Source organism: Flavobacterium sp. S87F.05.LMB.W.Kidney.N (assembly GCF_004366435.1).
Lineage (GTDB): Bacteria > Bacteroidota > Bacteroidia > Flavobacteriales > Flavobacteriaceae > Flavobacterium.
On the sequence record NZ_SODX01000005.1, the window covers coordinates 332,610 to 358,080 of the forward strand.

Consider the following 25,471-nt stretch of genomic DNA (forward strand, 5'->3'; position numbering starts at 1 on the left):
TTTTAGATCAGATGAATAATCAAGCTATAGAATTGACTACCTTTAAACTGAGAGGTTTCACAACCAAACAATTTATTGAAGCTAATGCTGCAATTGATGCATTTTTGAAACGCCAAAAAGGATTTCGTTCCCGAACTATTTTCGAATTAAAGAAAGATGTCGTTTATGATATGTTGGTTTGGGACAGCGAGGAAGATGGTACAAATGCAATGCATAAATTAATGACTGAATTGAGTGATTCGCCCGTACATGATATGATCGATCAAAGTACTGTGAGCTGGAACATTGCGCCAGTCGAACATTTTGTAAATTTGTAAAATATTCAGCATTTTAAGCTGTACATTCATCCATGAAAATGAAAAACCAACCCAGATTATTCAATACCATTTCGGAATTGCATAAAGCAATGGGACAAGCGAAACCATTGCATCCGCTAATTAGCATTTTGAATTATGGCGAAGCTGTATTTGATCCCAAAGATTTTGAAAATGGAATTGTTTTGGATTTTTATAAAATATCTTTCAAAACAAATTTTACAGGAAAACTGCGTTACGGACATGGTTTTTACGATTTTGAAGAAGGCGGAATGTCGTTTGTTTCTCCAGGGCAAGTTTTGAAAATGCAGGAAGAAGAAGCCGATTACAGCGGAATGTCGCTAAATATTCATCTTGATTTTTTTCGTCCTTATTCCTTAAATGAAAACATTAAAAAATATGGATTTTTCTCTTATTCGGCTGCCGAAGCTTTATATCTTTCTGAGAAAGAAAAAGAGACCATTTTAGGCGTTTTTACAAACATTCAGAATGAACTTAACGAACGAATCGATCATTTTAGTCAGGATGTTATTATCTCGCAAATAGAGCTTTTACTGAATTACAGCAATCGATTTTACAATCGACAATTTATAACCCGAAAAGCGGTTAATAATGATGTGCTTTCTAAACTTGAAAATTTATTAGAAGATTATTTTAATAGCGAAAAATCACAAGAAAATGGTTTGCCAACGGTTCAATATGTTGCAGACGAATTGCAGTTGTCCTCCAGATATTTGAGCGATTTATTACGAAGTATTTCTGGGCAAAATACCCAGCAGTTTATTCATGAAAAATTAATCGAAAAAGCTAAAGAATATATTGTAAAAGGAACTTTTTCCGTTTCTGAAATTGCTTATAAATTAGGTTTTGAACATGCGCAGTCGTTTAGTAAGCTCTTCAAGAAAAAGACAAATACAAGTCCGATCGAATTTAAAGAATTATTTAATAAAAATTAAAATATTGCATTAGTAATTTTGAACCATATATGTTATTTTAAGTTTCCTCTTAATTAAGATAACATATATGGTTTTATTCTTTAAATTAACTTAGCGCCTCTGCTTCAGATAGCTATCGGGATTGTGTGATTCTTTGTACATTTATAAAAAAAAATAATGACACCAACTTTCTTCGCAAATCAATCCGAATTTAGAAAATGGCTAGAGAAAAATCACCAAAAAGAGAAAGAACTTTTGGTCGGTTTTTACAAAGTTAACAGCAAAAAGCCATCTATGAGCTGGTCAGAATCTGTAGATCAGGCGCTTTGTTTTGGGTGGATCGATGGCGTTCGGAAATCTATAGATCAAGATAGTTATACCATCCGTTTTACTCCCAGAAAGCCTTCCAGCATTTGGAGCGCGATTAATATTCAAAAGATGGAAGATTTAACCAAAGTAGGACTTATGACAGATGCCGGATTAAAAGCATTTAGTTTTAGAACGGAAAGTAAATCTAAAATCTATTTACACGAAAAAGAACCCGTTCCGCTGGATGAAGCTTATGAGAAAGAGTTTAAAAGTAATAAAATAGCTTGGGAATTTTTTGAGAAACAAGCGCCTTCATACAAAAAAGTAATGATCCATTGGATTATGAGTGCCAAGCAGGAAAAAACGAGACAATCACGTCTTGAAAAAACGATTATAGAAAGCCAAAATCAAAAGAGAATATTGTAAAAAATTATTGTGCTTTGGCCTTTTAACCAATGGTACATATACGTTTTTTTTCATATCCATTTATAGATGCCACAAAGTTAGGTTTTTCAATTACAATGATAAACAGATTGTTTGTTTTGCTTGCGTTTGTTGTTTCCGCTATTTTGATTTTTATTTTGAGATGGAAGATTAAACTCTTTCAAGTCAAATCATATTTTAAATATACATTCAAAACCAAAACACTTTTAAATTTGTTGTTGGTCGAAATTCTGTAGATGAGAAAATCAATTTATACTACATTTATGCTTTATAGACCATTTTAAAGCAGATCAGCAATGAAAAAAATATTCCTTTCCTTATGTCTTTTGGGTGTAATTTCTAATGTTTCGAGTCAGGAATTGGCCAATGCTCCAAAGCCTTTTGGACCGCTTCCGACGCAAAAACAAATTGACTGGCAGGAAATGGAATTTTATGCTTTTATACACTTTTCATTAAACACTTTTACCAATAAAGAATGGGGTTACGGAGACGAATCGCCAGAACTTTTTAATCCGTCGCAATTGGATGTTCGCCAGTGGGCACGCGTGGTAAAAGAAGCCGGAATGAAAGGAATTATTCTGGTTGCCAAACATCACGACGGTTTTTGTTTATGGCCATCAGCGTATACAGAACGGTCGGTTAAGAATTCTCCTTGGGAAAACGGAAAAGGAGATTTGGTAAAAGAATTGGCTGCAGCCTGTAAAGAATACGATTTAAAATTAGGACTATATCTTTCGCCATGGGACAGAAATCATCCGCAATACGGAAAACCTGAATATATAACGTATTTCAGAAATCAATTAAAAGAATTATTGACGAACTACGGAGATGTTTTCGAAATGTGGTTTGACGGTGCAAATGGCGGTGACGGTTATTACGGAGGAGCAAATGAAACCAGAAAAATCAATTCGCTTACCTACTATAATTGGGATGAAACTTATAAAATGATTTACGATATCGCTCCAAAAACTTTGGTTTGGGGAGTTGGACCATCAGAAGCGAGATGGATTGGGAATGAAGAAGGGCGTGCAGGAAAAACCAATTGGTCTTTATTGCGTCAGAAAGATGAGTTGGCTGGAAAAGTACACTACAGCGAATTCATGTCTGGACACGAAGACGGCGAAAAATGGGTTCCAGGTGAAGCCGATGTTTCAATCAGACCAGGATGGTTTTATCATGCAGTTGAAGACGATAAAGTACGTTCGCTTGACGAAATGGTTGATATTTATTACGAATCGATTGGTCGAAATGCGACTTTGTTATTGAATCTTCCAGTTGACAGACGCGGTTTGGTTCATGAAAATGATGAATCCAGATTAAAGGAATTGGTTGCGACAATCAAAGCCGATTTCAAAACAGAATTATTGGCTGGTTCTAAAGTTCAAGCTTCAAACACAAGAGGAACCGATTCTAATTTCGGACCTCAAAATGTTATTGATGGAAATAAAAACACTTATTGGGCAACAGACGATAAAGTCAAACAGGCTTCGATTGAATTTACGTTTAAAAAGCCAACAGCAATCAATAGACTTTTACTTCAGGAATATATAAAATTAGGACAGCGCGTAAAAGCATTTTCTGTTGAAGTTAATGTAAACGGACAATGGAAAACAATTGCCAATGAAACCACAATTGGTTACAAAAGAATTTTACGTTTAGACCGTGTTACAACTTCGGCTCTTAGAATTAATATTTTAGATGCAAAAGCTGGTTTTGTAATTAATACTATTGAAGCTTACAATGCTCCAACTTTTGTAAAAGAACCGCAGATTCTTCGTGATAAAAATGGCTTGGTGACGATTAAATCGGAAGATGGAAATACGGTTTACTATACTTTAGACGGAAAAATGCCTTCTGAAAAAAGCACTTTATACAAAACTCCTTTTACTTATAATAAAGCAGCAACAATTAAAGCCATCTCAAGAAACACTAAAGAAAAAATCAATAGTGCTGTAAAAACGGCTAAATACGGAGTTTCTAAAGAAAAATGGAAAGTGATTTCGGTTTCAAGCGGTGACACTAAAACTGTTGAAAAAATTATTGACGGCGATGCCAATACTGACTGGGGTTTTGGAAATGACGAAAATAAACTGCCTCAATCTGTAATTATCGACATGGGTCAATTAATGGAAATAAAAGGCTTTACGTATATACCACAGCAGGTTGGAAATAATTTGAATTTAATTTCGAATTATGAATTTTATACCAGCGAAGACAATATTACCTGGACTAAACAATCGGAAGGAGAATTTTCAAATATCAAACACAACCCAATTGAACAATTTAAGAGTTTTGCTGCAGTTAAAGCAAGATTTTTAAGATTTGTTGCAACAGCTGGCATAGGAAAAGGGCAAAGTGTTTCGATTGCTGAAATCAGCATCATCGAATAAAGGCTTTTTCTGCTCCTTAAAAACTACTTGAAGTTTGCTATTTTGTTTTCTGCCGAACGATAGTCGTTATTAGTCGAAATTTTAGTTCTAACGGACTATTTAATTCTACTTTTATCTTACATTAATTAAATGAGCGACAGCGATATGATTAAAGAAGATATTGGTTTTACGGAAGCAGGAAAATTTGAAGAAACTCGTTTTGAGAAAATTCATAATGTTATTTTCGAATCGTCGCAGGAAGCTTCTTTATTGGTCGCGCAGGAAATTGCCAATTTAATTCAGAGAAAAAATGAGCTGAACGAACCTTGTGTTTTAGGTTTAGCTACAGGATCTTCTCCAATAAAAGTTTACGAAGAACTTGTAAGAAAACATAAAGAAGAAGGACTGAGTTTTGCAAACGTAGTGACCTTCAATTTAGATGAATATTATCCGATGGATAAAAATGATATTCAGAGTTATTATCATTTTATGCACGAGCATTTGTTTCACCACGTTAATATTCTTCCAGAAAATATAAACATTCCAGACGGACAGGTTAGTGCCGAGGAATTACAGCAATATTGTATAGATTATGAGATGAAAATTAAATCGTACGGCGGATTGGATTTTCAGCTTTTAGGAATCGGCAGAACAGGACATATTGGTTTTAATGAACCAGGTTCGCATGTAAACTCTGGAACCCGAAGTATTACTTTGGATCATTTGACACGTGTCGATGCTGCTTCTTCTTTTTTAGGAATTGACAATGTTCCTAGAAAAGCCATTACAATGGGAATTGGAACCGTTAGAAATGCAAAAAGAATCGTTTTACTAGGATGGGGAATTAGTAAAGCAGGAATTATAAAAAATACAATTGAAGGCGAGGTTTCTTCGCAAGTGCCGGCTACGTATTTACAAGAGCATAACAACACAACATTTGTTCTAGATACAGAAGCTTCATCTGAACTTACAAGAGTAAAAACGCCTTGGCTGGTTAAGTCTTGTGTTTGGACAGATGAATTAAAATTAAAAGCGGTGGCTTGGTTAAGTGAGTTGACGAAGAAACCTTTCCTAAAACTAACAGATAAAGATTATAACGACAACGGTATGTCGAGTCTTTTGACGGAAGAAGGAACTGCATACGATTTGAACATTAAGATGTTTAATAAAATGCAGCAAACCATTACAGGATGGCCGGGAGGAAAACCAAATGCAGATGATACCTATAGACCAGAACGTTCAACTCCTGAAAAGAAAAGAGTAATTATTTTCAGTCCGCATCCAGATGATGATGTGATTTCGATGGGAGGAACATTTGACCGTTTGGTAGAGCAGGGGCATGAAGTTCATATTGCGTATCAGACTTCTGGAAATATCGCGGTTTCGAATGAAGAAGCTTTAAAATTTGCAGAAATTTCAAAAGCATTAAATCCAAATTCTACTGTTTCAGATGAAATTATTGATTTCCTTCAAAATAGAACTGGAAATGAAATTGATTCTCCTGAGGTTAGAAAATTAAAAGGATTAATTAGAAGAAGTGAATCTTTTGGGGCAACTCGTTATATCGGTTTGCCAGATTCAAATGTTAACTTTTTAGATCTTCCGTTTTACGAAACAGGAACCGTTAAAAAGAATAATCTTTCGGATGCAGATATCGACATTATGTGTGATATTATTGAAAGAATAAAACCGCATCAAATTTACGCCGCCGGAGATTTAGCAGATCCGCACGGAACTCATAAAGTTTGTTTAGACAGTTTGTTTGAAGCTTTAAAAAGATTAAAACACAAAAGTTTTATGGATGACTGCTGGGTTTGGCTTTACAGAGGCGCGTGGCATGAATGGGAATCGTACCAAATTGACATGGCAGTACCAATGAGTCCTGACCAGGTTTTAAAGAAACGACATGCAATTTTTTATCACCAATCTCAAAAAGACGGGGTTATGTTTCAAGGTGATGACAGCAGGGAGTTTTGGGTGCGGGTTGAAGACAGAAATAGATTGACTGCAGAAAAATATCACAACTTAGGATTAGCAGATTATTCGGCTATCGAAGCGTTTAAACGTTATCATTTCTAAGGATTTTTCCAGCAATAAAGATAATAGACTATTTCATGGTTTATTTTGGTTAGTTACCTATAATTGAGAGAAAATGCGGTCGTGGTTGGCCGCATTTTCGTTTTTTATTGTTTTGTGAAATGTTAATTGTAAAAGGTAAAATGTTAATTGTAAAAGGTGAAATGTTATTTGAGAAATGAAAAAAAGTCAGACATTTTACATCTAACTTTTTACTTTTCACTAATCACTAAATCGAAGAATTCAAAATTTTCTGTTTGACTTCGTCAATATAAGATCTTCCTATAACGTATCTAAGTCCTTCAATTTCAATACTATTTCCTTCTACAGCATCAATTTTATCAATTGCGATCGTGTAAGATCTGTGGATTCTGATGAAATCTCTTTCAGGTAATAAACTCGTAAAATCTGATAAAGTGCTGTGAATGATGAATTTGCCAGAAGTGGTACTTATTTTTAAATAATCTTTTAAGCTTTCGATGACCAAAATTTCGTTCAAGAAAATCTTCTTCATTTTTTTCTTGTCGATTTTAACGAAGATGAAAGGGTTTTCTTTACTATTTTCCTGAGGAATTTTACTGGTATTATTAAGTCGTTTGTTGATTTTGTTTACGGCTTTCATTAATCTAGGAAACTCAATTGGTTTTACCAGATAATCTAAAACATCCAGCTCGTAAGTTTCAATTGCAAATTGATCGTAAGCGCTCGTGATAATAAGCAGAGGCGGGTTTTCTAAACTTTTGATAAAATTTATACCGTCTAACACAGGCATATTAATGTCAAGAAAAATTACATCAATAGTATTGTTTTTCAAGAAATTTAACCCTTCAATAGAATTACTAAAGGTATTAATGAGTTCTAAATCTTCAATCTGTTCAATATAACTTTTAATAACGTTTATTGCCAATGGCTCATCATCGATAATTAAACACTTTATTTTCATTTGTAAATATTATTTTAGGCCGATATGGTTTTTTTGTAGGTATAGTTTTCGAAATAGCTAAAAGCGAGGCTACGTGACTTTTATGACTAGTTTAACGACAAAAATATTCTTTTTATTTTTAAATGAAAGCTTATAGTCACTTTTATTATATCCTAATTCAAGTCTTTTTTTGACGTTTTCAATACCTATACCACTTGCCTTGTTAAAATTATCTTTATGTACGGTAATTTCGGGCATTGGGTTTGAAATACTGAAGTATAAGAAATCGCCTTTTACCTTAAAATTAATATCGATAACAACATTTCCGGTATTTTTATTAACGCCATGTTTAAAAGCATTTTCAACAAAAGTCAATAATAGAACGGGTGAAATTTCTTTATCATGTATATCTCCCGAAATGTACATATTAACTTCTAGTCTTTCTCCGTTTCTAATTCTCTCTAAATCAAGATAATTTTGAATACATAGAATTTCGTTCTCTAATGACTGTTTTTTTTCTTTTGTTTCATAAAGCATATAACGCATTAATTCAGAGAGCTTTAAAACTATTTTAGGCGTTTTGTTTGATTTTTCTACAGAAAGCGAATAAATATTATTCAAGGTATTAAAGAAAAAGTGAGGTGAAATCTGAGATTTTAAAAATAATAATTCTGTTTCCAGCTGCGATTTTTCCAGATCGGTGACACGTTTTTGTTCTTGTAAAAGATCAAGCGTGATTTTAATAGCTGTTACAAAAGTCATCACATATAATTCACCCATCATCATATCTATCGTATAATTTAGCGTAAGTGTATTGATGGTTTGCGGACCTTCTGGCCAAACGTCATGCGTAATCAGCAAATAAGTCAAATTAAATTTTAGAACAACCATGACAAAAATTGCCGAAAGCACTGTTATAATATATAGGACATATTTTTTACGATAGACCAAATGAGGCATCAAAACCAAAATGTTCAGATAACATAATGTCATGTGAATAGGAAAACCAAGTAAAGTAGTTTTTAAAGAATATACGTAATCGTTAAAATAGCTTCCCCAGCGCAAAGTATTGAACAAAAAATACGTGAGCCAAAAGTAAACATGGTAGCGTATAGGTAAAGTGTAAAGCTTGCTTGAGTTGAAAATCATAGTGGTAATTTAAAATGTCGTTTGTTGCTTTTTTTTGATGTTTAGGGCTGTTTAAATGTCGTCCGTCTAAATTTATTTTGGTAAAAGTTGAATTTATCTAAATTTAAAGTTAAATTAATATTGTTTTGATATGAGGAAAATTACTCTGCTTTCTCTGACGGTAATTTTTATTGCAAGTTGCAAAATAAATGTAGATAAAAATAAACATCAGCAAAGTTTTGCAACAAATTATGTAGATCCTTTTATAGGTACAGGAGGGCACGGACATACATATCCGGGCGCAACAGTTCCGTTTGGGATGCTGCAAGTGAGTCCAGATAATGGAATTTCAAGCTGGGACTGGTGCTCAGGTTATCATTATTCTGACTCAATAGTTTCTGGATTTAGTCACTTACACTTAAGCGGAACAGGAATCGGTGATTTGGCAGATATTTTATTTATGCCGACAAACAAAAAGTTAGACTTAACCGCCAAAGCCGCTTCACGCGATTTCCTTCCGTATAAATCAAAATATAATCATGTTAACGAAAAAGCAGTACCGGGTTATTACCAAGTTTTTCTTGAAGATCCTAAAATCAATGTAGAATTAACATCTACGCAAAGAACCGCATACCATAAATATACTTTTAATGATACCAATACACAATCAGTTATTGTAGATCTTGGTTTCGCTATTAATTGGGACAAAGCGGTAAAAACTTCTATTACTATTGAAGATGCCAATACCATCAGCGGTTTCCGTTATAGTACAGGCTGGGCAAAAAATCAGAAAGTATTTTTTGTGGCTAAATTTTCAAAACCAATCACAGAATCTATTATTACTGCTGATAAAAAAGTTGTTAATGCTAAAAATGCAGAAGGTGAAAATACAGCTTTGCAATTATTCTTCGATCCTAAAAATTCTAAAAAATTAGGTGTAAAAGTGGCACTTTCTTCAGTTAGTATTGCAAATGCGAAAGACAATTTAGATAAAGATCAGGAATTTGAAAAGGTAAAAACAGATGCTTCTGCAGTTTGGAATAAAGCTTTAAGCAAAATTTCTGTGGAAACTCCGGTTGATTCTTTAAAAACTATTTTCTACACCGCTTTGTATCACGCTCAAGTTGCGCCAGTTACGTACAGCGACAAAAATGGACAGTTTAGAACAGAAGACGACAAAATTGTTACTTCAAAAAATTATACCGCTTATTCTACTTTATCGCTTTGGGATACCTTTAGAGCAGAGAATCCGTTACTTACAATATTAGATCCAAACAGAGTTTCAGATATGGTTAACTCAATGTTAGCGTATTACGAAACCAAAAAAATATTGCCAGTTTGGACTTTATATGCTAATGAAACCAATACGATGACAGGATATCACTCGATTCCGGTTATTGCAGATGCTTATATGAAAGGTATTAAAGGTTTTGATGCTGAAAAAGCTTTTGAAGCCATGAAAGCCACAATGATGCAGGATGAACGCGGTTTAAACTTCTACAAAAAATACGGTTATATTCCTTATAATTTATTAGACGAATCGGTTACCATCACTTTAGAATATGCTTATGATGATTGGTGTGTAGCGCAAATGGCGAAAGCTTTAGGAAAAACAACTGATTATGAGTTTTTCTCTAAACGTGCAAAAGCTTACGAATATTTATTTGATGCGAAATCTGGTTTCATGAGAGGAAAATCGGAAGATGGAAAATCTTGGAACGAGCCTTTCGACCCAAAACACTCTAACCACAGGGAACATACAGATTATACAGAAGGGAATGCTTGGCAGCACAGCTGGTTTGTACCTCACAATGTTGACGAATTTATTAAGCTTCACGGAGGAAATTCAAAATTTACAACACGTTTAGAGCAATTATTTACAGAGAGTTCTGAGATTACTGGAAACAATGTTTCTGCTGATATTTCTGGTTTGATCGGACAATATGCGCACGGAAACGAGCCAAGCCACCACATCGCTTATATGTTTAATCACGCAGGTCAGCCTTGGAGAACGCAATATTGGGTGCGTCATATTTTGGACACACAATATAATACGACTGCAAATGGTCTAAGCGGAAACGAGGACTGCGGACAAATGTCGGCTTGGTATGTATTTAGCTCAATGGGATTATACCCAATGAATCCAGCTTCGGGTGAATACGAAATTGGAAGTCCGATTTTCGAGAAATCAACTTTAAATCTTCCAAACGGAAAAACTTTTGTAATTGAAGCAGAGAATGTTGCAAACAAAAATTTCTATATCCAATCTGCTACTTTAAACGGAAAAGCATTTAATAAAACAGCGATCTCTCACCAAGAAATGCTGCAAGGCGGTGTGCTTCATTTTACAATGGGAGCGCAGCCAAACAAAAACTGGGGTCTGAACTAACTAATTCAAAATAAATATTTAATGAACATTATAGACGTATCAATCATTTTAATCTATATCGTAATGTCGGTCGGTATAGGAATCTGGATTTCAAGAAAAGCATCAAAAGGGCTTGACGATTATTTCCTTGGCGGGAAATCTATCAAATGGTATTTTTTAGGATTGAGCAATGGCTCAGGAATGTTTGATGTTTCAGGAACTTCCTGGATGATTGGAGTTTTATTTTTATATGGCGTAAAAAGTTTCATGTTTATGTGGCTTTGGCCGATTTGGAATCAGATTTTCGTCATGATGTTCCTCGCAGTCTGGATTAGAAGATCAAAAGTAATGACGGGTTCTGAATGGATTTTAACTCGTTTTGGAAGCGACAAAGCAGGAAAAGCTTCTCATATTATTGTGGCCATTTTTGCTATTATTTCTACGATTGGTTTCATCGCTTATTTCTTCGTTGGAATTGGAAAATTTGTAACCATTATTCTTCCTTGGGATTTAACAGTTCACATGAACGGTGGTGTTTTCTTAACATCAGAACAGGCTTATGCTTTGTTAATCATTTTTTTAACTACCATTTATACCGTAAAAGGTGGAATGTTTTCAGTAGTAGCAACAGAAGTCGTGCAATATATTATTATGATTGTTGCCGGAGTTCTAATCGCTGGTTACGCATTCATTAATTATACTGATATTCAGATCAATTCTGTAATTACTCCAGAATGGAAAAATGTCTTCTTCGGATGGGAATTTGAAACACAATGGAGCGATAAATTTGAAACTTTCAATAGATTAATTGATACAGAAGGTTATAAAATGTTTGGTGCATTTATAGGAATGACACTTTTCAAAGGATTTTTTGCAAGTGTGGCAGGTCCAACACCAAGTTATGATTTACAGCGTGTTCTTTCTACAAAATCAGTAAAAGAAGCCGCTTACATGAGTGGTTTTACCAACTTGATTTTATTCATTCCGAGATATTTATTAATCACTGGAATTGTGGTTATTGCATTGGTAAATCTTGCGCCAGAATTAAATGCAAACGTTAATCTTACAGGAGCAGATTTAGAATTATTAATGCCAAAAGTGGTGAATCTTTATATTCCAGTTGGAATTAAAGGAATTCTTTTAGCAGGTTTATTAGCTGCTTTTATGTCTGGATTTTCAGCTTTTGTAAATGCTGGTCCTGCATATATCGTAAATGATATTTATAAAAAATACTTCAAACCAGTAGCTTCAAATCAGCACTATATTAAAGTAAGTCAGATTTCTTCTTTCTTAGTTGTTGGACTTGGAGTTTTCATGGGATTCTTTGCAGATTCTATCAACTCTTTAACGCTGTGGATTACAAGTGCTTTGTACGGAGGTTACGTTGCAGCCAACTTCTTAAAATGGATTTGGTGGCGTTTCAACGGATGGGGTTATTTCTGGGGAATGGTCGGCGGATTAATCGCAGCTTCTCTACAATTCGTTTTAGATCAAAACAAAGGAAATTTAACAGCGGGAACATTCTTGCATGATCTTTCGCAAGTGCCATCCATTTATTTATTCCCATTAATTTTCGGAATTTCAATTTTAGGCTGTCTTTTAGGAACTTACTTAAGCAAACCAACAGATATGGAAGTGCTGAAATCGTTCTACAGTAATGTTAGACCTTGGGGATTCTGGAATCCAGTTTACAAACAATTAAAAGCAGAAGATCAATCTTTCCAAAAAAATAATGATTTCTATCTAGATATGATGAATTGTGTAATCGGGATTGTATGGCAGTCAAGCATGATTCTGCTTCCGATTTATTTCATCATCAGAGATTATCCAAAAGCTTGTGTTGCTTTAGTTGTCTTTTTAGTAACGACTACGGTATTGAAGTTTACTTGGCTGGATCGAGTTAGGAAGATAGAAGAGTAAATTAAGTGTTGCTACTTTGTCAAAGTTCAAAACTTTGACAAAGTTTTGCGATGCAGTTTGTCATTTCGAGGAACGAGAAATCTCCACGAGTAACTCTACAAAGATTGGTAACTTACGAGATGGAGCTTCTTGCGGAGATTTCTCCTTCGTCGAAATGACAAAACCGAACGTTATAGTTGCAAAAAAAAAAGTCAGAGACAAAAGAATAAAAAAAACTAATAAATAAAAAAAACAAAAAAATGAGTACTATTCCTTGGCAAGACAGACCCGAAAACAGTAAAGATGTAATGTGGAGATATTCTGAGAATCCAATTATCGACAGATATTCGATTCCTTCTTCAAACAGTATATTCAATAGTGCAGTTGTTCCTTTTGGAGACGGATATGCTGGGGTTTTTAGATGTGATAATAAAGCGGTTCAGATGAATATTTTTGCTGGTTTCAGTAAAGACGGTATTAATTGGGACATTAACCACGAACCAATTGAGATGAAATCTGGTAATACAGAAATGATCGAATCTGCTTATAAATACGATCCTCGTGTGGTTTGGATCGAAGACCGATACTGGATTACTTGGTGTAATGGTTATAACGGACCAACAATTGGTATTGGTTATACTTTCGATTTTAAAGAATTTTTCCAATGCGAAAATGCCTTTTTACCATTCAACAGAAACGGAGTTTTATTCCCGCAAAAAATCAACGGAAAATATGCCATGTTAAGCCGTCCAAGTGATAATGGACACACTCCTTTTGGAGATATCTGGATCAGCTATAGCCCAGATATGAAATATTGGGGAGAACACAGATTAGTGATGAAACCATCTCCATTTGAGCAAAGTGCTTGGCAGTGTACAAAAGTAGGTGCAGGACCAATTCCGATTTTAACTGACGAAGGTTGGTTAATGATTTACCACGGAGTTATCAATACCTGCAACGGTTTCCGTTATGCAATGGGTTCAGCATTATTAGAAACAGACGCTCCAGATCAAGTAAAATACAGAACACAACCTTATTTATTAGGGCCTGCAGAAACGTATGAGATGGTTGGAGATGTACCAAATGTAGTTTTCCCATGTGCTGCTTTACACGATTTTGAAGAAGATAAATTAGCAGTATATTACGGTGCTGCAGATACTCACGTAGCGATCGCCTTCGGAAAATTAAGTGAAGTAATTCAATTTACAAAAGATAATAGTTTATAATATAAAGATGCATAGTAGAGGTAAATTATTGTCCCTTGCCGTTTTTTTTGTTGGTTTGATAGGGTATGCGCAATCTGAAAAAGAGGTTACACCAAAAAGTTATATTGCGTATAAAACGTCAAAAGAAATTGTTATTGACGGCGATGAAGCAGATAAAGCTTGGGAAAAAGCAGCTTGGACAACACCTTTTGTCGACATAGAAGGTGTTGAAACTCCAAAATACAAAACTCAGGTTAAAATGCTCTGGGACGATAATTACTACTATATTCTAGCTAAGATGGAAGAGCCGCATGTTTGGGCAAATCTTAGACAACGCGATACTATTATTTTCTATAATAATGATTTTGAGGTTTTTCTTGATCCAGATAATGATACTCACAATTATTATGAATTGGAAATAAATGCATTAAACACCGCTTGGGATTTATTTATCAATAAACCATACCGCGAAAAAAATACCGTTTTAAACGATTGGAATATCGATGGTTTAAAATCGGCTGTAAAAGTAGACGGAACTTTAAATAACGCATCAGATATTGATAAAGGCTGGACATTAGAAATTGCCATTCCGTGGTCGGTTTATAAAACATCTTATCACGATAATATTGTTCCTAAAGATAAATTCTGGAAAGTCAATTTCTCTCGAGTAAATTGGCAGCATTCTGTTGTTGACGGAAAGTACGAACGAAAAAAAGATATAGAAGGAAAGTTTCTCCCAGAATACAATTGGGTTTGGTCGCCTATGGGAGTCATTAATATGCATGAGCCCGAAAAATGGGCTTATGTATACTTTTCTTCAAAAGAAAGCGAAGACAAATTTGTAATTCCGCAGGAAGAAAAAGTAAAATGGGAACTGTATACTTTATACAGAGCTCAAAAAAGATATTTCGAAAAGAATAAATCTTGGGCAAAATCCATTCAGAATATCAGTAAAAAAAATATAGTGGTTGACGGAAAGACTTTAAAGCCAATTTTAGAAAATCATTCATCAGGATTTAATATCTTGGTAAAAAGTCCTTTTTCAAACAAAACCTTAATAATTAAAGAAGATGGTAAAATTATTACGAACGAATAGCATTCGAAAACTATCAAAAGTTTTAGTATTAGCGCTTTCGCTGAGTTTATTCTCTTGCGGACAAAAAGAAACCAAAGATCAGGAAAATGGTAAATTCACTTTTGGTGTTTGGACCACTGCTGACGCTAAAAAATCGGATGCAGATTATTCTAAAGAATTCAAAAAATACAAAGACGGCGGAATCGATGAAGTTTTAATTAACACGCAAACAGATCCGAAACTATTAGCAAGATTAGTTCCGCTTGCAACAAAAGAAGGACTAAAAGTACACGCTTGGATCATGGCAATGAACCGCCCTAATGATTCTATAGCGTTACAGCATCCAGATTGGTATCAAGTAAGTAAAGAAGGAAAATCTTGTTTTGATAATCGTCCGTATGTAGATTATTACCAATGGCTTTGCCCAACTAAAGAAGAATCTAGAAATCACGTTTTGGGCTTGGTTGAAGGTTTAGCAAAAGTAGAAGGAATCGAAAGTGTACATTTAGACTACATTCGCTTCCCAGATATTTTCCTGCCAATCAGTTTATTGCCAAAATACAATTTGGTTCAAGATACAGAATTACCACAATTTGATTTCTGTTATTGTGATGCCTGCGTAAGTAAATTCGAAAAAGAACATCATAAAAATCCAAAAAATAGCCACAATACTTCAATTGATATGGAGTGGAAAAATTTCAGATTAAATGCGGTAAAAGCTGTGGTTGACGACGCATACAAAATTGCTCACAAACACAATAAAAAATTAACAGCAGCAGTATTTCCTTATCCAGAAATGGCAGATCATATGGTGCGCCAGCGTTGGGATAAATGGAATATTGACGAAGTGTATCCAATGATTTATCATAGTTTTTATGATGAAGAAATTGACTGGGTAGGTTATGCAACAAAACAAGGTGTAGCAGATCTTGAAGGAAAACAAACGAAAGTAAATACAGGAATTTATATTCCAGGTTTAAAATCGGATGCAGAATTGAAAGAAGCGATTCTAGAAGCTAAGAAAAATGGCGCAACAGGAGTTTCATTTTTTGACGGAAATGCTTTATCAGAGAGTAATTTAAAAACAATTAAGTCGGTAAAAGCGTCGTTATAGTCGATTTTACTGGGATTAAAAATTATTACTGATTAATTTAGCAACATTAAGAAAACTTAGTTTCTTAGAGTTGAACCAAAAATAAACCACATGTCAAATAGAAGAGATTTTATCAAGAAAACAACTTTAGGCACTTTAGCCATAAGTTCTGTTTTGGGCGTAAGCGGATTTGCTGCAAATCACGAAAATGAACCAGAAGCTGAATTAAAAGAAAAAAAACAGACTAAACCGATCATCATCTCGACATGGAATCATGGTTTGCCTGCTAATAAAGAATCTTGGAAGAATTTAAAAGAAGGAAAATCAGCTTTAGATGCCATCGAAGCTGGAATGAAAATACCTGAAGCCGATCCGACTGTTCGCAGTGTGGGTTACGGTGGATATCCAGACCGCGAAGGGAAAGTTACTCTTGACGCCTGTATTATGGATCATAACAGCAACTGCGGTTCTGTTTGCTTTCTGCAAGGAATTATGCATCCAATTTCTGTTGCGAAAAGAGTATTGCAAAATACGCCTCATGTGATGTTAGCAGGGCAGGGAGCGTTGCAATTTGCGTTATCTGAAGGCTTTAAAGAAGAAAACTTATTGACTCCAGAATCGGAGAAAGACTGGAAAAAATGGCTGGAAGATTCTAAATACAAACCAGTTATTAATATAGAAAATCACGATACCATCAGTATGCTAATGTTAGACCAAGAAGGCAATCTTTCTGGCGGATGTACCACGAGCGGTGCAGCTTGGAAAATGCACGGACGCGTCGGTGACTCCCCAATAATCGGCGCGGGTCTTTTCTTGGATAACGAAGTAGGAGCGGCTGCAGCAACTGGTTTAGGCGAAGCCGTAATTAGAACAGCAGGAAGTGCAATGGTTGTAGAATTAATGCGGCAGGGAAAATCGCCTTATGATGCTTGTAAAGAAATTACAGAACGTATTTACAACAAACATAAAAACCACAAAGACATGGAATATCTGCAAGTTGGTTTTATTGCTTTGAATAAAAACGGAGAATATGCCGGTTACAGTTTAAGATCTGGATTTAATTTCGCCGTTTCTGATGATGTAAAAGGTCACAGAATGGAAGATGCGAAATTTAAAATGTCTTGGGATAAATAATTGTCAAGTTTAAAACTTTATTAAAGTTTCAAACAACAGTTTGTCATTCCGATCCCGAGGCTTCGGGAGAGGAATCGCACTTGCGATTCGACAAAGATTGGCGACATTCTGTGAGGAGTTTCTAGTGTGATTTCTCCTTTCAGTCGAAATGACATATAAAAACTAAAAAACTATATCTCTAAAAGTAGCTTTATAAGTAACTGTTAGAGAAACCAAAAAACAAAGAATGAAAAAATTATTATTCCTATTAACCCTAATCACTTCAATTTTCTCGGCTCATGCGCAGAAAGTTTACACAGAAAGTGATATTAACATTATTCCGAAACCGAGTCAGATTCTTATTAAAACTGGTGTTTTTGAATTTACAAAAGATACAAAGTTTGTAGTAAATGGCGATTTCCAAAGAAATGCTGCAAATGCTTTAGCTTCTAAATTTGAAGTGGCTGCGGGATGGAAACCAGAAACGACAACTAAAGCTCCAGTAAGCAATTTTATTCAGTTTAAAGTAGATCCTAATTTAAAAAATGAAGCTTACGTTTTAGATGTAAATCCGACGAGTATTGTTATTTCTGCAAAAGGAAATGTTGGTTTTCTATATGGATTAGAAAGTGTTAGGCAATTACTTCCGGAAGCGATTGAAAGCAAATATGCAATCACTTCTGCAAAGTGGCAAATTCCAAATTTAACGATTACAGACGAACCACGTTTTAAATGGAGAGGTTTAATGTTGGATTTATCTCGTCATTTCTTCGATAAAAATTACATTTTAGCAACAATCGATCGTTTGGCGATGCACAAAATGAACGTTTTACATTTGCATTTGGTTGACGATCAAGGTTGGAGAATTGAAATTAAAAAATATCCAAAACTAACTGAAGTCGGCGCTTGGAGAGTTGATCAAGAAAATACTAGCTGGAATGCGAGATTAACAACAAATCCTGATGAAAAAGGAACCTACGGCGGCTTCTTTACGCAAGATGAATTAAGAGAAATTGTAAAATATGCTTCGACAAAAGGAATTGAAATTATTCCTGAAATTGAAATGCCAGCGCATGTAAGTAGTGCTATTGCAGCTTATCCAGAATTAGCTTGTTTTAATCAGAGAATTGGTGTTCCGTCAGGCGGAGTTTGGCCTTTGACTGATATCTATTGTGCAGGAAAAGAAACTACGTTTGAATTTTTGCAAAATGTAATTGATGAAGTAATTACTATTTTTCCATCAAAATATATTCATATTGGTGGTGATGAAGCAACGAAAACCAATTGGGCAAAATGTCCGCACTGCCAAAAAAGAATCAAAGACGAGAAATTAAAAGATGTCAACGAGTTGCAAAGCTACTTTGTAAAACGTATGGAAAAATACATCAACTCAAAAGGAAAAAGAGTTATCGGCTGGGATGAAATTTTAGAAGGCGGTTTGGCTCCAGATGCGACGGTAATGAGCTGGAGAGGAATGAAAGGCGGAATCGAAGCTGCAGATCAAGGTCATGACGTAATTATGACGCCAGAATCTCCTTGTTATTTTAACTTTTATCAAGGTCCGCAAAACGAAGAACCTTTAGCTTTTGATGCTTATAATCCGTTAAGTGAAGTGTACAAATTTGATCCTGTAGTTTCAACAATGACACCTCAAGAAGCGGGACATGTCTTAGGAGGACAAGCGAATTTGTGGGCAGAACATTTAGCGCTGCCAAAAGATTCAGAATACATGATTTTCCCAAGATTAGCGGCATTATCAGAAACTTTATGGAGTCCGAAAGAGAAACGCAATTGGAATGATTTCACAACAAGATTGTTTTCATTATTAAAACGTTACGATTATTTAGGAATCAATTATGCGAAAAGCGCTTATTTGGTAACGGCTTCTTCTACAGCTGATTTAGCTAATAAACAGATTAAGGTAGAATTGAAAAACGAGTTTCCTAATCCAGACATTCGTTATGTTTTAGGAAACCAGACCATTGATCACCATGCTATAAAATATACAAGCCCAATTGCAATAAAAGAAACAACGGTTTTAAAAGCTTCTTTATTCCAAGATGACAAGCCAGTGGGAAAAACATATACAGATACGATTGTTTTCCATAAAGCATTTTCGAAAAAAGTGAAATACTTGACGCCTTATAATTCGAATTATAAAGGCGATGCCAATACAATGGTAAATACGATCAGAGGAAGTAAAAATTTCCATGACGGACAATGGCAGGCTTGGTTAGTTAACGATATGGAATTGGTTATCGACTTAGAAAAAGTAGAAAGCATAGAGCAAGTAAAAGTTGGAGCTTTAGAAAGTCAAGGAGCAGGAGTTAATTTCCCAATTCAAGTTAAAGTGTTGATTTCTACAGATGGAATTAAATACACTCAGGTAGGGAAAATTATGCGCCCTTATGCAGTAAATGCTGTTCCAGAATTGAAAGATTTCCAAATCAATTTCCAAAAACAAAATGCACGTTTTGTGAAAGTTATTGCAAGCAACTTAAAGAAAAGTCCAAAAGGAGAAAGCTCTTGGTTGTTTGTCGATGAAATTTTAATTGATTAAATATTAAAAAAATGAAGAAGGTACTATTTAAGCTCGGGATATTATTGATTTGCTTGATGCCGTTTTTTACTAAGGCACAAACCAAAGGATTTTCTATATCTAAGGGAGAATTTCAACAAGACGGGAAAATAATTAAAATACATTCGGGAGAAATGCACTATGCACGTATTCCTAAAGAGTATTGGAGACATAGATTGCAGATGCTTAAAGCTATGGGAATGAATACCGTGGCTACTTATGTGTTTTGGAATTATCACGAAGTAGCACCAGGTGTATGGGATTTTAAAACAGGAAATAGAGATCTTTCAGAATTTTTACGTATTGCCAAAAGTGAAGGCTTATATGTAATTCTTAGACCAGGTCCGTATGCATGTGGCGAATGGGAATTTGGAGGATACCCTTGGTGGCTGCAAAATAATCCAGATTTAGTAATTCGTACCAATAACAAAGCATTTTTAGACGCTTGTAAAACGTATATAGAACATTTGTATGCAGAGGTAAAAGGTCTTTTTGCTAATCAAGGAGGACCTATCATTATGGTTCAGGCCGAAAATGAATTTGGGTCTTATGTTTCTCAAAGAACCGATATTAGTGCTGATGATCATAAAGCCTACAAAACTGCAATTTACAATATACTTAAACAAACGGGATTCCCAGAGCCTTTTTTTACTTCTGACGGTGCCTGGTTGTTTGAAGGTGGTATGGTAGAAGGCGCGTTACCGACTGCAAATGGGGAATCAAATATAGATAATTTAAAAAAACAGGTTGATAAATACCATAACGGACAAGGGCCTTACATGGTCGCAGAGTTTTATTCTGGCTGGTTGGATCATTGGGCAGAACCATTTATTAAAATTGGATCTGAGGAGATTGCAAGTCAAACTAAAAAGTACCTTGATGCAGGTGTTTCTTTTAATTATTATATGGTACACGGCGGTACTAATTTTGGATTTACCTCCGGGGCAAATTATAATGAAGAAATGGATATTCAGCCTGATATTACAAGCTATGATTATGATGCTCCTATTAGCGAAGCAGGTTGGGCAACACCAAAATTTATGGCTATACGTGAAGTAATGCAAAAGTATTCTAAAACAAAATTAGCCTCAATTCCAGCCAAAATACCAGTTGCAAAATATCCTAATCAGACTATCAAATCAAGCATGGATGTTTTAAGTTGGATAAAAAAAGAAAAACCAGTTGTAAATGACCAGCCTTTAACATTTGAAAAATTAGATCAAGGACATGGATATGTTTTGTATCGAAAAAGATTTACGCAGCCCATTTCTGGTCAATTAAAAATTGAAGGATTGAGAGACTTTGCTACAGTTTATGTAAACGGGGTTAAAGCAGGTGAGTTGAATAGAGTTTTCAAAAACTATGAGTTGACAGTTACGATTCCTTTTAACGGTATTTTAGAAATTCTAGTTGAAAATATGGGTCGCATTAACTACGGTGCCGAAATCGTACATAATACTAAAGGAATTATTACTCCAGTATATTTAAATGAATTTGAAATTAGCGGCGGATGGGAAATGTATAAAATGCCAATGAATGAAGTTCCAGCTGTTAAAAATGAAACGATAAAACCTGGACGTCCCGTCTTATATGAATCTACTGTAAGCATAGATAAACCTGCTGATACTTTTCTGGATATGACAGGTTGGGGAAAAGGAATTGTATTTGTTAACGGACACAATCTTGGACGTTACTGGAAAGTTGGACCGCAGCAAACGCTTTATGTACCAGGTTGTTGGTTGAATGCAGGCGAGAATAAGGTTGTTGTATTGGAGCAGCTTAATGAAAATAGCAAAACAGAATTGACTTTTACAGATCAGCCTATACTTGAAAAATTAAATTAAGATTACCTAATTAAACTAAAAACAAAGAATAATAAATTATAAATTAGATTAAAGATGAAAAGAGGAATATTCATTATCGCCCTTTTATTTTCAGCTCAGATATTCGCGCAGGCGATATATGAAGATGAAAGATACGTACCAGAAACAGATCCGGCAGTATTAAAAAACTTAGATGAATGGCAAGGCAAAAAATTTGGTCTGCTAATGCACTGGGGAACTTACAGCCAATGGGGTATTGTAGAATCTTGGTCTATTTGTCCTGAAGATTACGGATGGTGTGAACGTAAAAAAGGAAGTAATCCATCTAATTATAATGATTATATAAAAGATTACGAAGGGTTAAGAAAAACATTTAATCCTGTAAAATTTGATCCAGAAAAATGGGCAAAAGCAGCGAAATATGCTGGAATGAAATACATGGTTTTTACAACAAAACACCATGACGGATTTAATATGTATGACACTAAATATTCTGATTACAAGATAACTAGTAAAGATGTTCCTTTCCATACAAATCCAAAAGCAGATGTTTTAAAAGAGATTTTCAACTCTTTTAGAGGGGAAGGTATTTCAACTGGAGCTTATTTCTCAAAGCCAGATTGGCATAATGAAAACTACTGGGATCCTTATTTTCCACCATTTGACAGAAACGTAAACTACGATCCGTCTTTGTATCCAGAAAAATGGCAGAAATATGTTGACTTTACACACAACCAGATTTTAGAAATTTTGACTAATTATGGTAAAGTGGATATTCTTTGGTTAGACGGAGGATGGGTTCGTAAAAGAGATCAAGTAAACATCAAAGAAAACTATGACGAGAAATTTACTGAAAACGAATCTAAAAACGGTTTCATCAAACACAGAGTTGTAGATCAAGATCCAAAAATGGACGAATTGGTTGCAAAAGCACGTGCAAAACAACCAGGTTTAATTGTGGTGGATAGAGCAGTTCACGGTAAAAACCAAAACTATTTAACTCCAGAAGGACGTGTTCCTGCTAAGACTTTGCCTTATCCTTGGGAATCTTGTATACCTGCAGGCGGTGGATGGTCTTATTCTCCAGGTGCTACTTACATGACTGGAAGACAAGGTATTCACATGTTAGTTGACATTGTGGCAAAAGGCGGAAACTTATTATTAAATATTGCGCCAAGTCCAGAAGGAGAATGGGATAAAGGTGCTTACGATTTATTGCAGGCTTACGGTGATTGGATGAAAGTAAACAGCACAGCGATTTACAACACCAAACCAATCGAGCCTTACAAAGAAGAAAACATTTGTTTTACACAAAATAGAGCGGGTAATGTATTTGCATTTTATTTAGCTAAAGACGGGGAAGATAAAATTCCTGCTGAAGTTACAGTAAAATCTATCAGTCCTAAAAAAGGAACAAAAATTACCATGTTAGGTTCTAAAACTTCTTTAAAATGGACAAAAGAAGGAAACGGATTTAAAGTAATTATCCCAGAAAGTTTAAGAAACAACCTTCCTGCAAAAGAAGCTTGGACTTTAAAAATTGAAGCGATCAACAGATAAGAACAAAGCCTATGGTTTTAAATACTAAAGATAAATTTAAGACAGCATGTATTTTATACATGCTGTTTTTTAGCATAACAATTTTTGCGCAACAGCCTGCTGATTTTGTAAATCCGTTTATTGGGACTTCCAATTATGGGGCGGCTTATCCAGGACCAATTGCACCACGCGGAATGGCAAGTATTAGTCCGTTTAATGTGGCTGGAGTAAAAAACACACCGATGGAAAAAGACAGTCAGTGGCTTTCTAATCCCTATGTGAATGAGAATACCTTTTTGACAGGATTTAGCCAAGTGAATTTAAGCGGTGTTGGCTGTCCAGAATTGGGCGTTATTTTATTAATGCCAACGACTGGAAATATAGAAATCGATCATTTAAAATACGGTTCTACTTATTCTAATGAAGTAGCTAAGGCAGGCTATTACAGCGTAAACATCGACAAGTATAAAGTAAAAGGAGAGTTTACAGCTTCAAAACGAGTGGGAGTAAGCAGATTTACTTTCCCGAAAGGGCAATCTAATATTTTATTAAATCTTGGATTGGGATTGACAAATGAAGAAGGTGCAATGGTAAAAGTAGTTTCTTCTACAGAAATTGAAGGAATGCGATCTGTTGGATCCTTTTGTTATAACAGTCCAGAAGATGCATATCCAGTTTACTTTGTAGCTCAATTTTCGAAACCTGCGGCTAAATTTGGTGTTTGGAAAAAAACTTCAAAATACAACGGTGTTGAAGCACAATGGATGGGTTACAACGGAAAAGCTAGAATAATGGAGAATACAATCAAAACTGTTGTAGGTGATAGTATTGGAAGTTATTTTACTTATAAATTCGAAAAAGAAGAAACAGTTGAAGTGAAGATCGGAATTTCGTACGTAAGTATCGAAAATGCCCGTGAAAATTTAGCAAAAGAAGTAGGTAACAGATCTTTTGACGCAATTTACAAAGAAACCTACAACGAATGGAATGAAGAACTTTCTAAAATTTTAGTTGAAGGTGGTTCAAAAGATGATAACACGATTTTTTATACAGCTTTATATCACACTTTAATTCATCCCAATATTTTAAATGATATTAACGGACAATATCCCGTAATCAAAAGAAGTAAAATTGCTAAAACTGATGACACCCGTTATACCGTATTTTCTTTATGGGATACGTACCGAAATGTACATCCATTGATGTCTTTGGTTTATCCAAAACAGCAATCTGATATGGTAAAAAGCATGTTGACTATGTTTGATGAAAACGGCTGGTTACCCAAATGGGAATTGAATTCGACTGAAACTTTTACCATGGTTGGAGACCCTGCAAGTATTGTAATTACAGATAGTTACATGAGAGGAGTTCGTGATTATGATGTTAATAAAGCCTATTATGCGATGTTGAAAGGCGCAGATAATATTGAAAATAATCCGCTTCGTCCTGGATTGAAAGATTATATCAAAAAAGGCTATTTAACAACCGACAATAAAGGTCCAGTTTCTACAACTCAGGAATACAATATTTCAGATTATTCTATTTCGCTTATGGCCAACGAATTCGGGGACAAAGACAATGTAAAACGTTTTAAAGAACGTTCATTATCCTATAGAAAATTATTTGATAAAAACTTAAATCTGCTTCGACCAAGAACAGCTGACGGAAAATGGTACGAGCCATTTGATCCTGCTTCTGGAGCTAATTTTGAAGAAAATGTTGGCTTTATCGAAGGAAATGCTTGGCAATACGCTTTTATGGTTCCGCACGATATTAATGGATTAAAGAAATTAATGGGTGGTGATCAAGCCTTTTCGGCGCAATTGCAGAAAATCTTTGATATCAAACAATTTGATATGGCAAACGAACCAGACATTGCCAATCCTTATTTATTCAATTATGTGAAAGGTGAGGAGTATAAAGCTCAGGAAATGGTAAAGAAATTGGTTCGCGAATATTTCAAAAATGAACCAAAAGGATTACCAGGAAATGACGATACAGGAACCATGTCGGCTTGGTTAGTTTATTCGATGATGGGAATTTATCCAATATCGCCGGGAGATCCAGTTTACACCATTACAGCGCCAATGTTTCATAGAGTGACTATTAAATTAGATCCAAGATATTATAAAAAAGAGAGCATTGTAATTGAAAGACAAATCAATAATGACGGGAAAATCAATTCGATTGAGCTAAACGGAAAAACACTTAACAGCTTTTTTATTTCGCACGACGATTTTGTGAATGGAACAAAGCTAAAAGTGATTCAAAACTAAACACA

The 25,471-nt window shown here is 34.9% G+C and carries 17 protein-coding genes; 15 read left to right on the plus strand and 2 right to left on the minus strand.

Annotated elements, in window-relative coordinates; translation table 11 throughout:
• The first annotated feature begins 11 nt into the window (after nt 1-11).
• From EDB96_RS16810 to nagB, 5 genes are all read left to right on the plus strand, one after another.
• Nucleotides 12-317, plus strand: coding sequence for a hypothetical protein (locus EDB96_RS16810; RefSeq protein WP_134142100.1), 306 nt, complete (start codon nt 12-14; stop codon nt 315-317).
• Nucleotides 318-355: 38 nt separating this feature from the next.
• Nucleotides 356-1,270 carry a helix-turn-helix domain-containing protein gene (locus EDB96_RS16815; RefSeq protein WP_134142102.1) on the plus strand — a complete coding sequence of 305 codons (915 nt, stop codon included), beginning with the start codon at nt 356-358 and terminating at the stop codon, nt 1,268-1,270.
• A gap of 156 nt (nt 1,271-1,426) precedes the next feature.
• Complete coding sequence (locus EDB96_RS16820) at nt 1,427-1,984, plus strand: YdeI/OmpD-associated family protein (RefSeq protein ID WP_134142103.1); 558 nt, start codon at nt 1,427-1,429, stop codon at nt 1,982-1,984.
• Nucleotides 1,985-2,298: 314 nt separating this feature from the next.
• On the plus strand, nt 2,299-4,392 hold the full coding sequence (locus EDB96_RS16825; protein WP_134142104.1) for an alpha-L-fucosidase: 2,094 nt from the start codon (nt 2,299-2,301) through the stop codon (nt 4,390-4,392).
• 129 nt (nt 4,393-4,521) lie between these two features.
• The gene (gene nagB / locus EDB96_RS16830) at nt 4,522-6,450 is read left to right on the plus strand and encodes a glucosamine-6-phosphate deaminase (RefSeq protein WP_243839371.1); all 1,929 of its coding nucleotides are present in this window, start codon (nt 4,522-4,524) and stop codon (nt 6,448-6,450) included.
• 226 nt (nt 6,451-6,676) lie between these two features.
• Here nagB and EDB96_RS16835 read toward each other — a convergent pair whose 3' ends face one another.
• Nucleotides 6,677-7,390: a LytR/AlgR family response regulator transcription factor gene (locus EDB96_RS16835; RefSeq protein WP_057116064.1), complete on the minus strand. Its 714-nt coding sequence runs from the start codon at nt 7,388-7,390 to the stop codon at nt 6,677-6,679.
• Nucleotides 7,391-7,459: 69 nt separating this feature from the next.
• On the minus strand, nt 7,460-8,518 hold the full coding sequence (locus tag EDB96_RS16840) for a sensor histidine kinase (protein ID WP_134142105.1): 1,059 nt from the start codon (nt 8,516-8,518) through the stop codon (nt 7,460-7,462).
• 130 nt (nt 8,519-8,648) lie between these two features.
• Between EDB96_RS16840 and EDB96_RS16845 the strand changes: the two genes are divergently transcribed.
• The 10 genes from EDB96_RS16845 to EDB96_RS16890 all read left to right on the plus strand — a co-directional run bounded on the left by EDB96_RS16845 (nt 8,649) and on the right by EDB96_RS16890 (nt 25,466).
• On the plus strand, nt 8,649-10,886 hold the full coding sequence (locus EDB96_RS16845; protein ID WP_134142107.1) for a GH92 family glycosyl hydrolase: 2,238 nt from the start codon (nt 8,649-8,651) through the stop codon (nt 10,884-10,886).
• A gap of 21 nt (nt 10,887-10,907) precedes the next feature.
• Nucleotides 10,908-12,785 (plus strand): sodium:solute symporter family protein, encoded by a 1,878-nt coding sequence (locus EDB96_RS16850; protein ID WP_134142108.1) that lies wholly within the window; start codon nt 10,908-10,910, stop codon nt 12,783-12,785.
• Between the two features lie 239 nt (nt 12,786-13,024).
• Entirely contained in the window at nt 13,025-13,990 is a 966-nt protein-coding gene (locus tag EDB96_RS16855; RefSeq protein ID WP_057116060.1) for a glycoside hydrolase family 130 protein, read from the plus strand.
• 7 nt (nt 13,991-13,997) lie between these two features.
• Entirely contained in the window at nt 13,998-15,065 is a 1,068-nt protein-coding gene (locus tag EDB96_RS16860; protein ID WP_134142109.1) for a carbohydrate-binding family 9-like protein, read from the plus strand.
• Complete coding sequence (locus EDB96_RS16865) at nt 15,040-16,158, plus strand: putative glycoside hydrolase (protein WP_134142110.1); 1,119 nt, start codon at nt 15,040-15,042, stop codon at nt 16,156-16,158. Before EDB96_RS16860 ends, EDB96_RS16865 begins: the two co-directional genes overlap by 26 nt.
• 90 nt (nt 16,159-16,248) lie before the next feature.
• Nucleotides 16,249-17,271: an isoaspartyl peptidase/L-asparaginase family protein gene (locus tag EDB96_RS16870; RefSeq protein WP_134142112.1), complete on the plus strand. Its 1,023-nt coding sequence runs from the start codon at nt 16,249-16,251 to the stop codon at nt 17,269-17,271.
• Between the two features lie 226 nt (nt 17,272-17,497).
• Nucleotides 17,498-19,810 (plus strand): beta-N-acetylhexosaminidase, encoded by a 2,313-nt coding sequence (locus EDB96_RS16875; RefSeq protein WP_134142114.1) that lies wholly within the window; start codon nt 17,498-17,500, stop codon nt 19,808-19,810.
• A gap of 11 nt (nt 19,811-19,821) precedes the next feature.
• Nucleotides 19,822-21,672, plus strand: a complete 1,851-nt coding sequence (locus EDB96_RS16880) for a glycoside hydrolase family 35 protein (RefSeq protein ID WP_134142116.1) — start codon at nt 19,822-19,824, stop codon at nt 21,670-21,672.
• A 54-nt stretch (nt 21,673-21,726) separates the two neighbouring features.
• Nucleotides 21,727-23,211: an alpha-L-fucosidase gene (locus EDB96_RS16885; RefSeq protein ID WP_134142118.1), complete on the plus strand. Its 1,485-nt coding sequence runs from the start codon at nt 21,727-21,729 to the stop codon at nt 23,209-23,211.
• A gap of 11 nt (nt 23,212-23,222) precedes the next feature.
• On the plus strand, nt 23,223-25,466 hold the full coding sequence (locus EDB96_RS16890; protein WP_134142120.1) for a GH92 family glycosyl hydrolase: 2,244 nt from the start codon (nt 23,223-23,225) through the stop codon (nt 25,464-25,466).
• Nucleotides 25,467-25,471 lie beyond the last annotated feature (5 nt).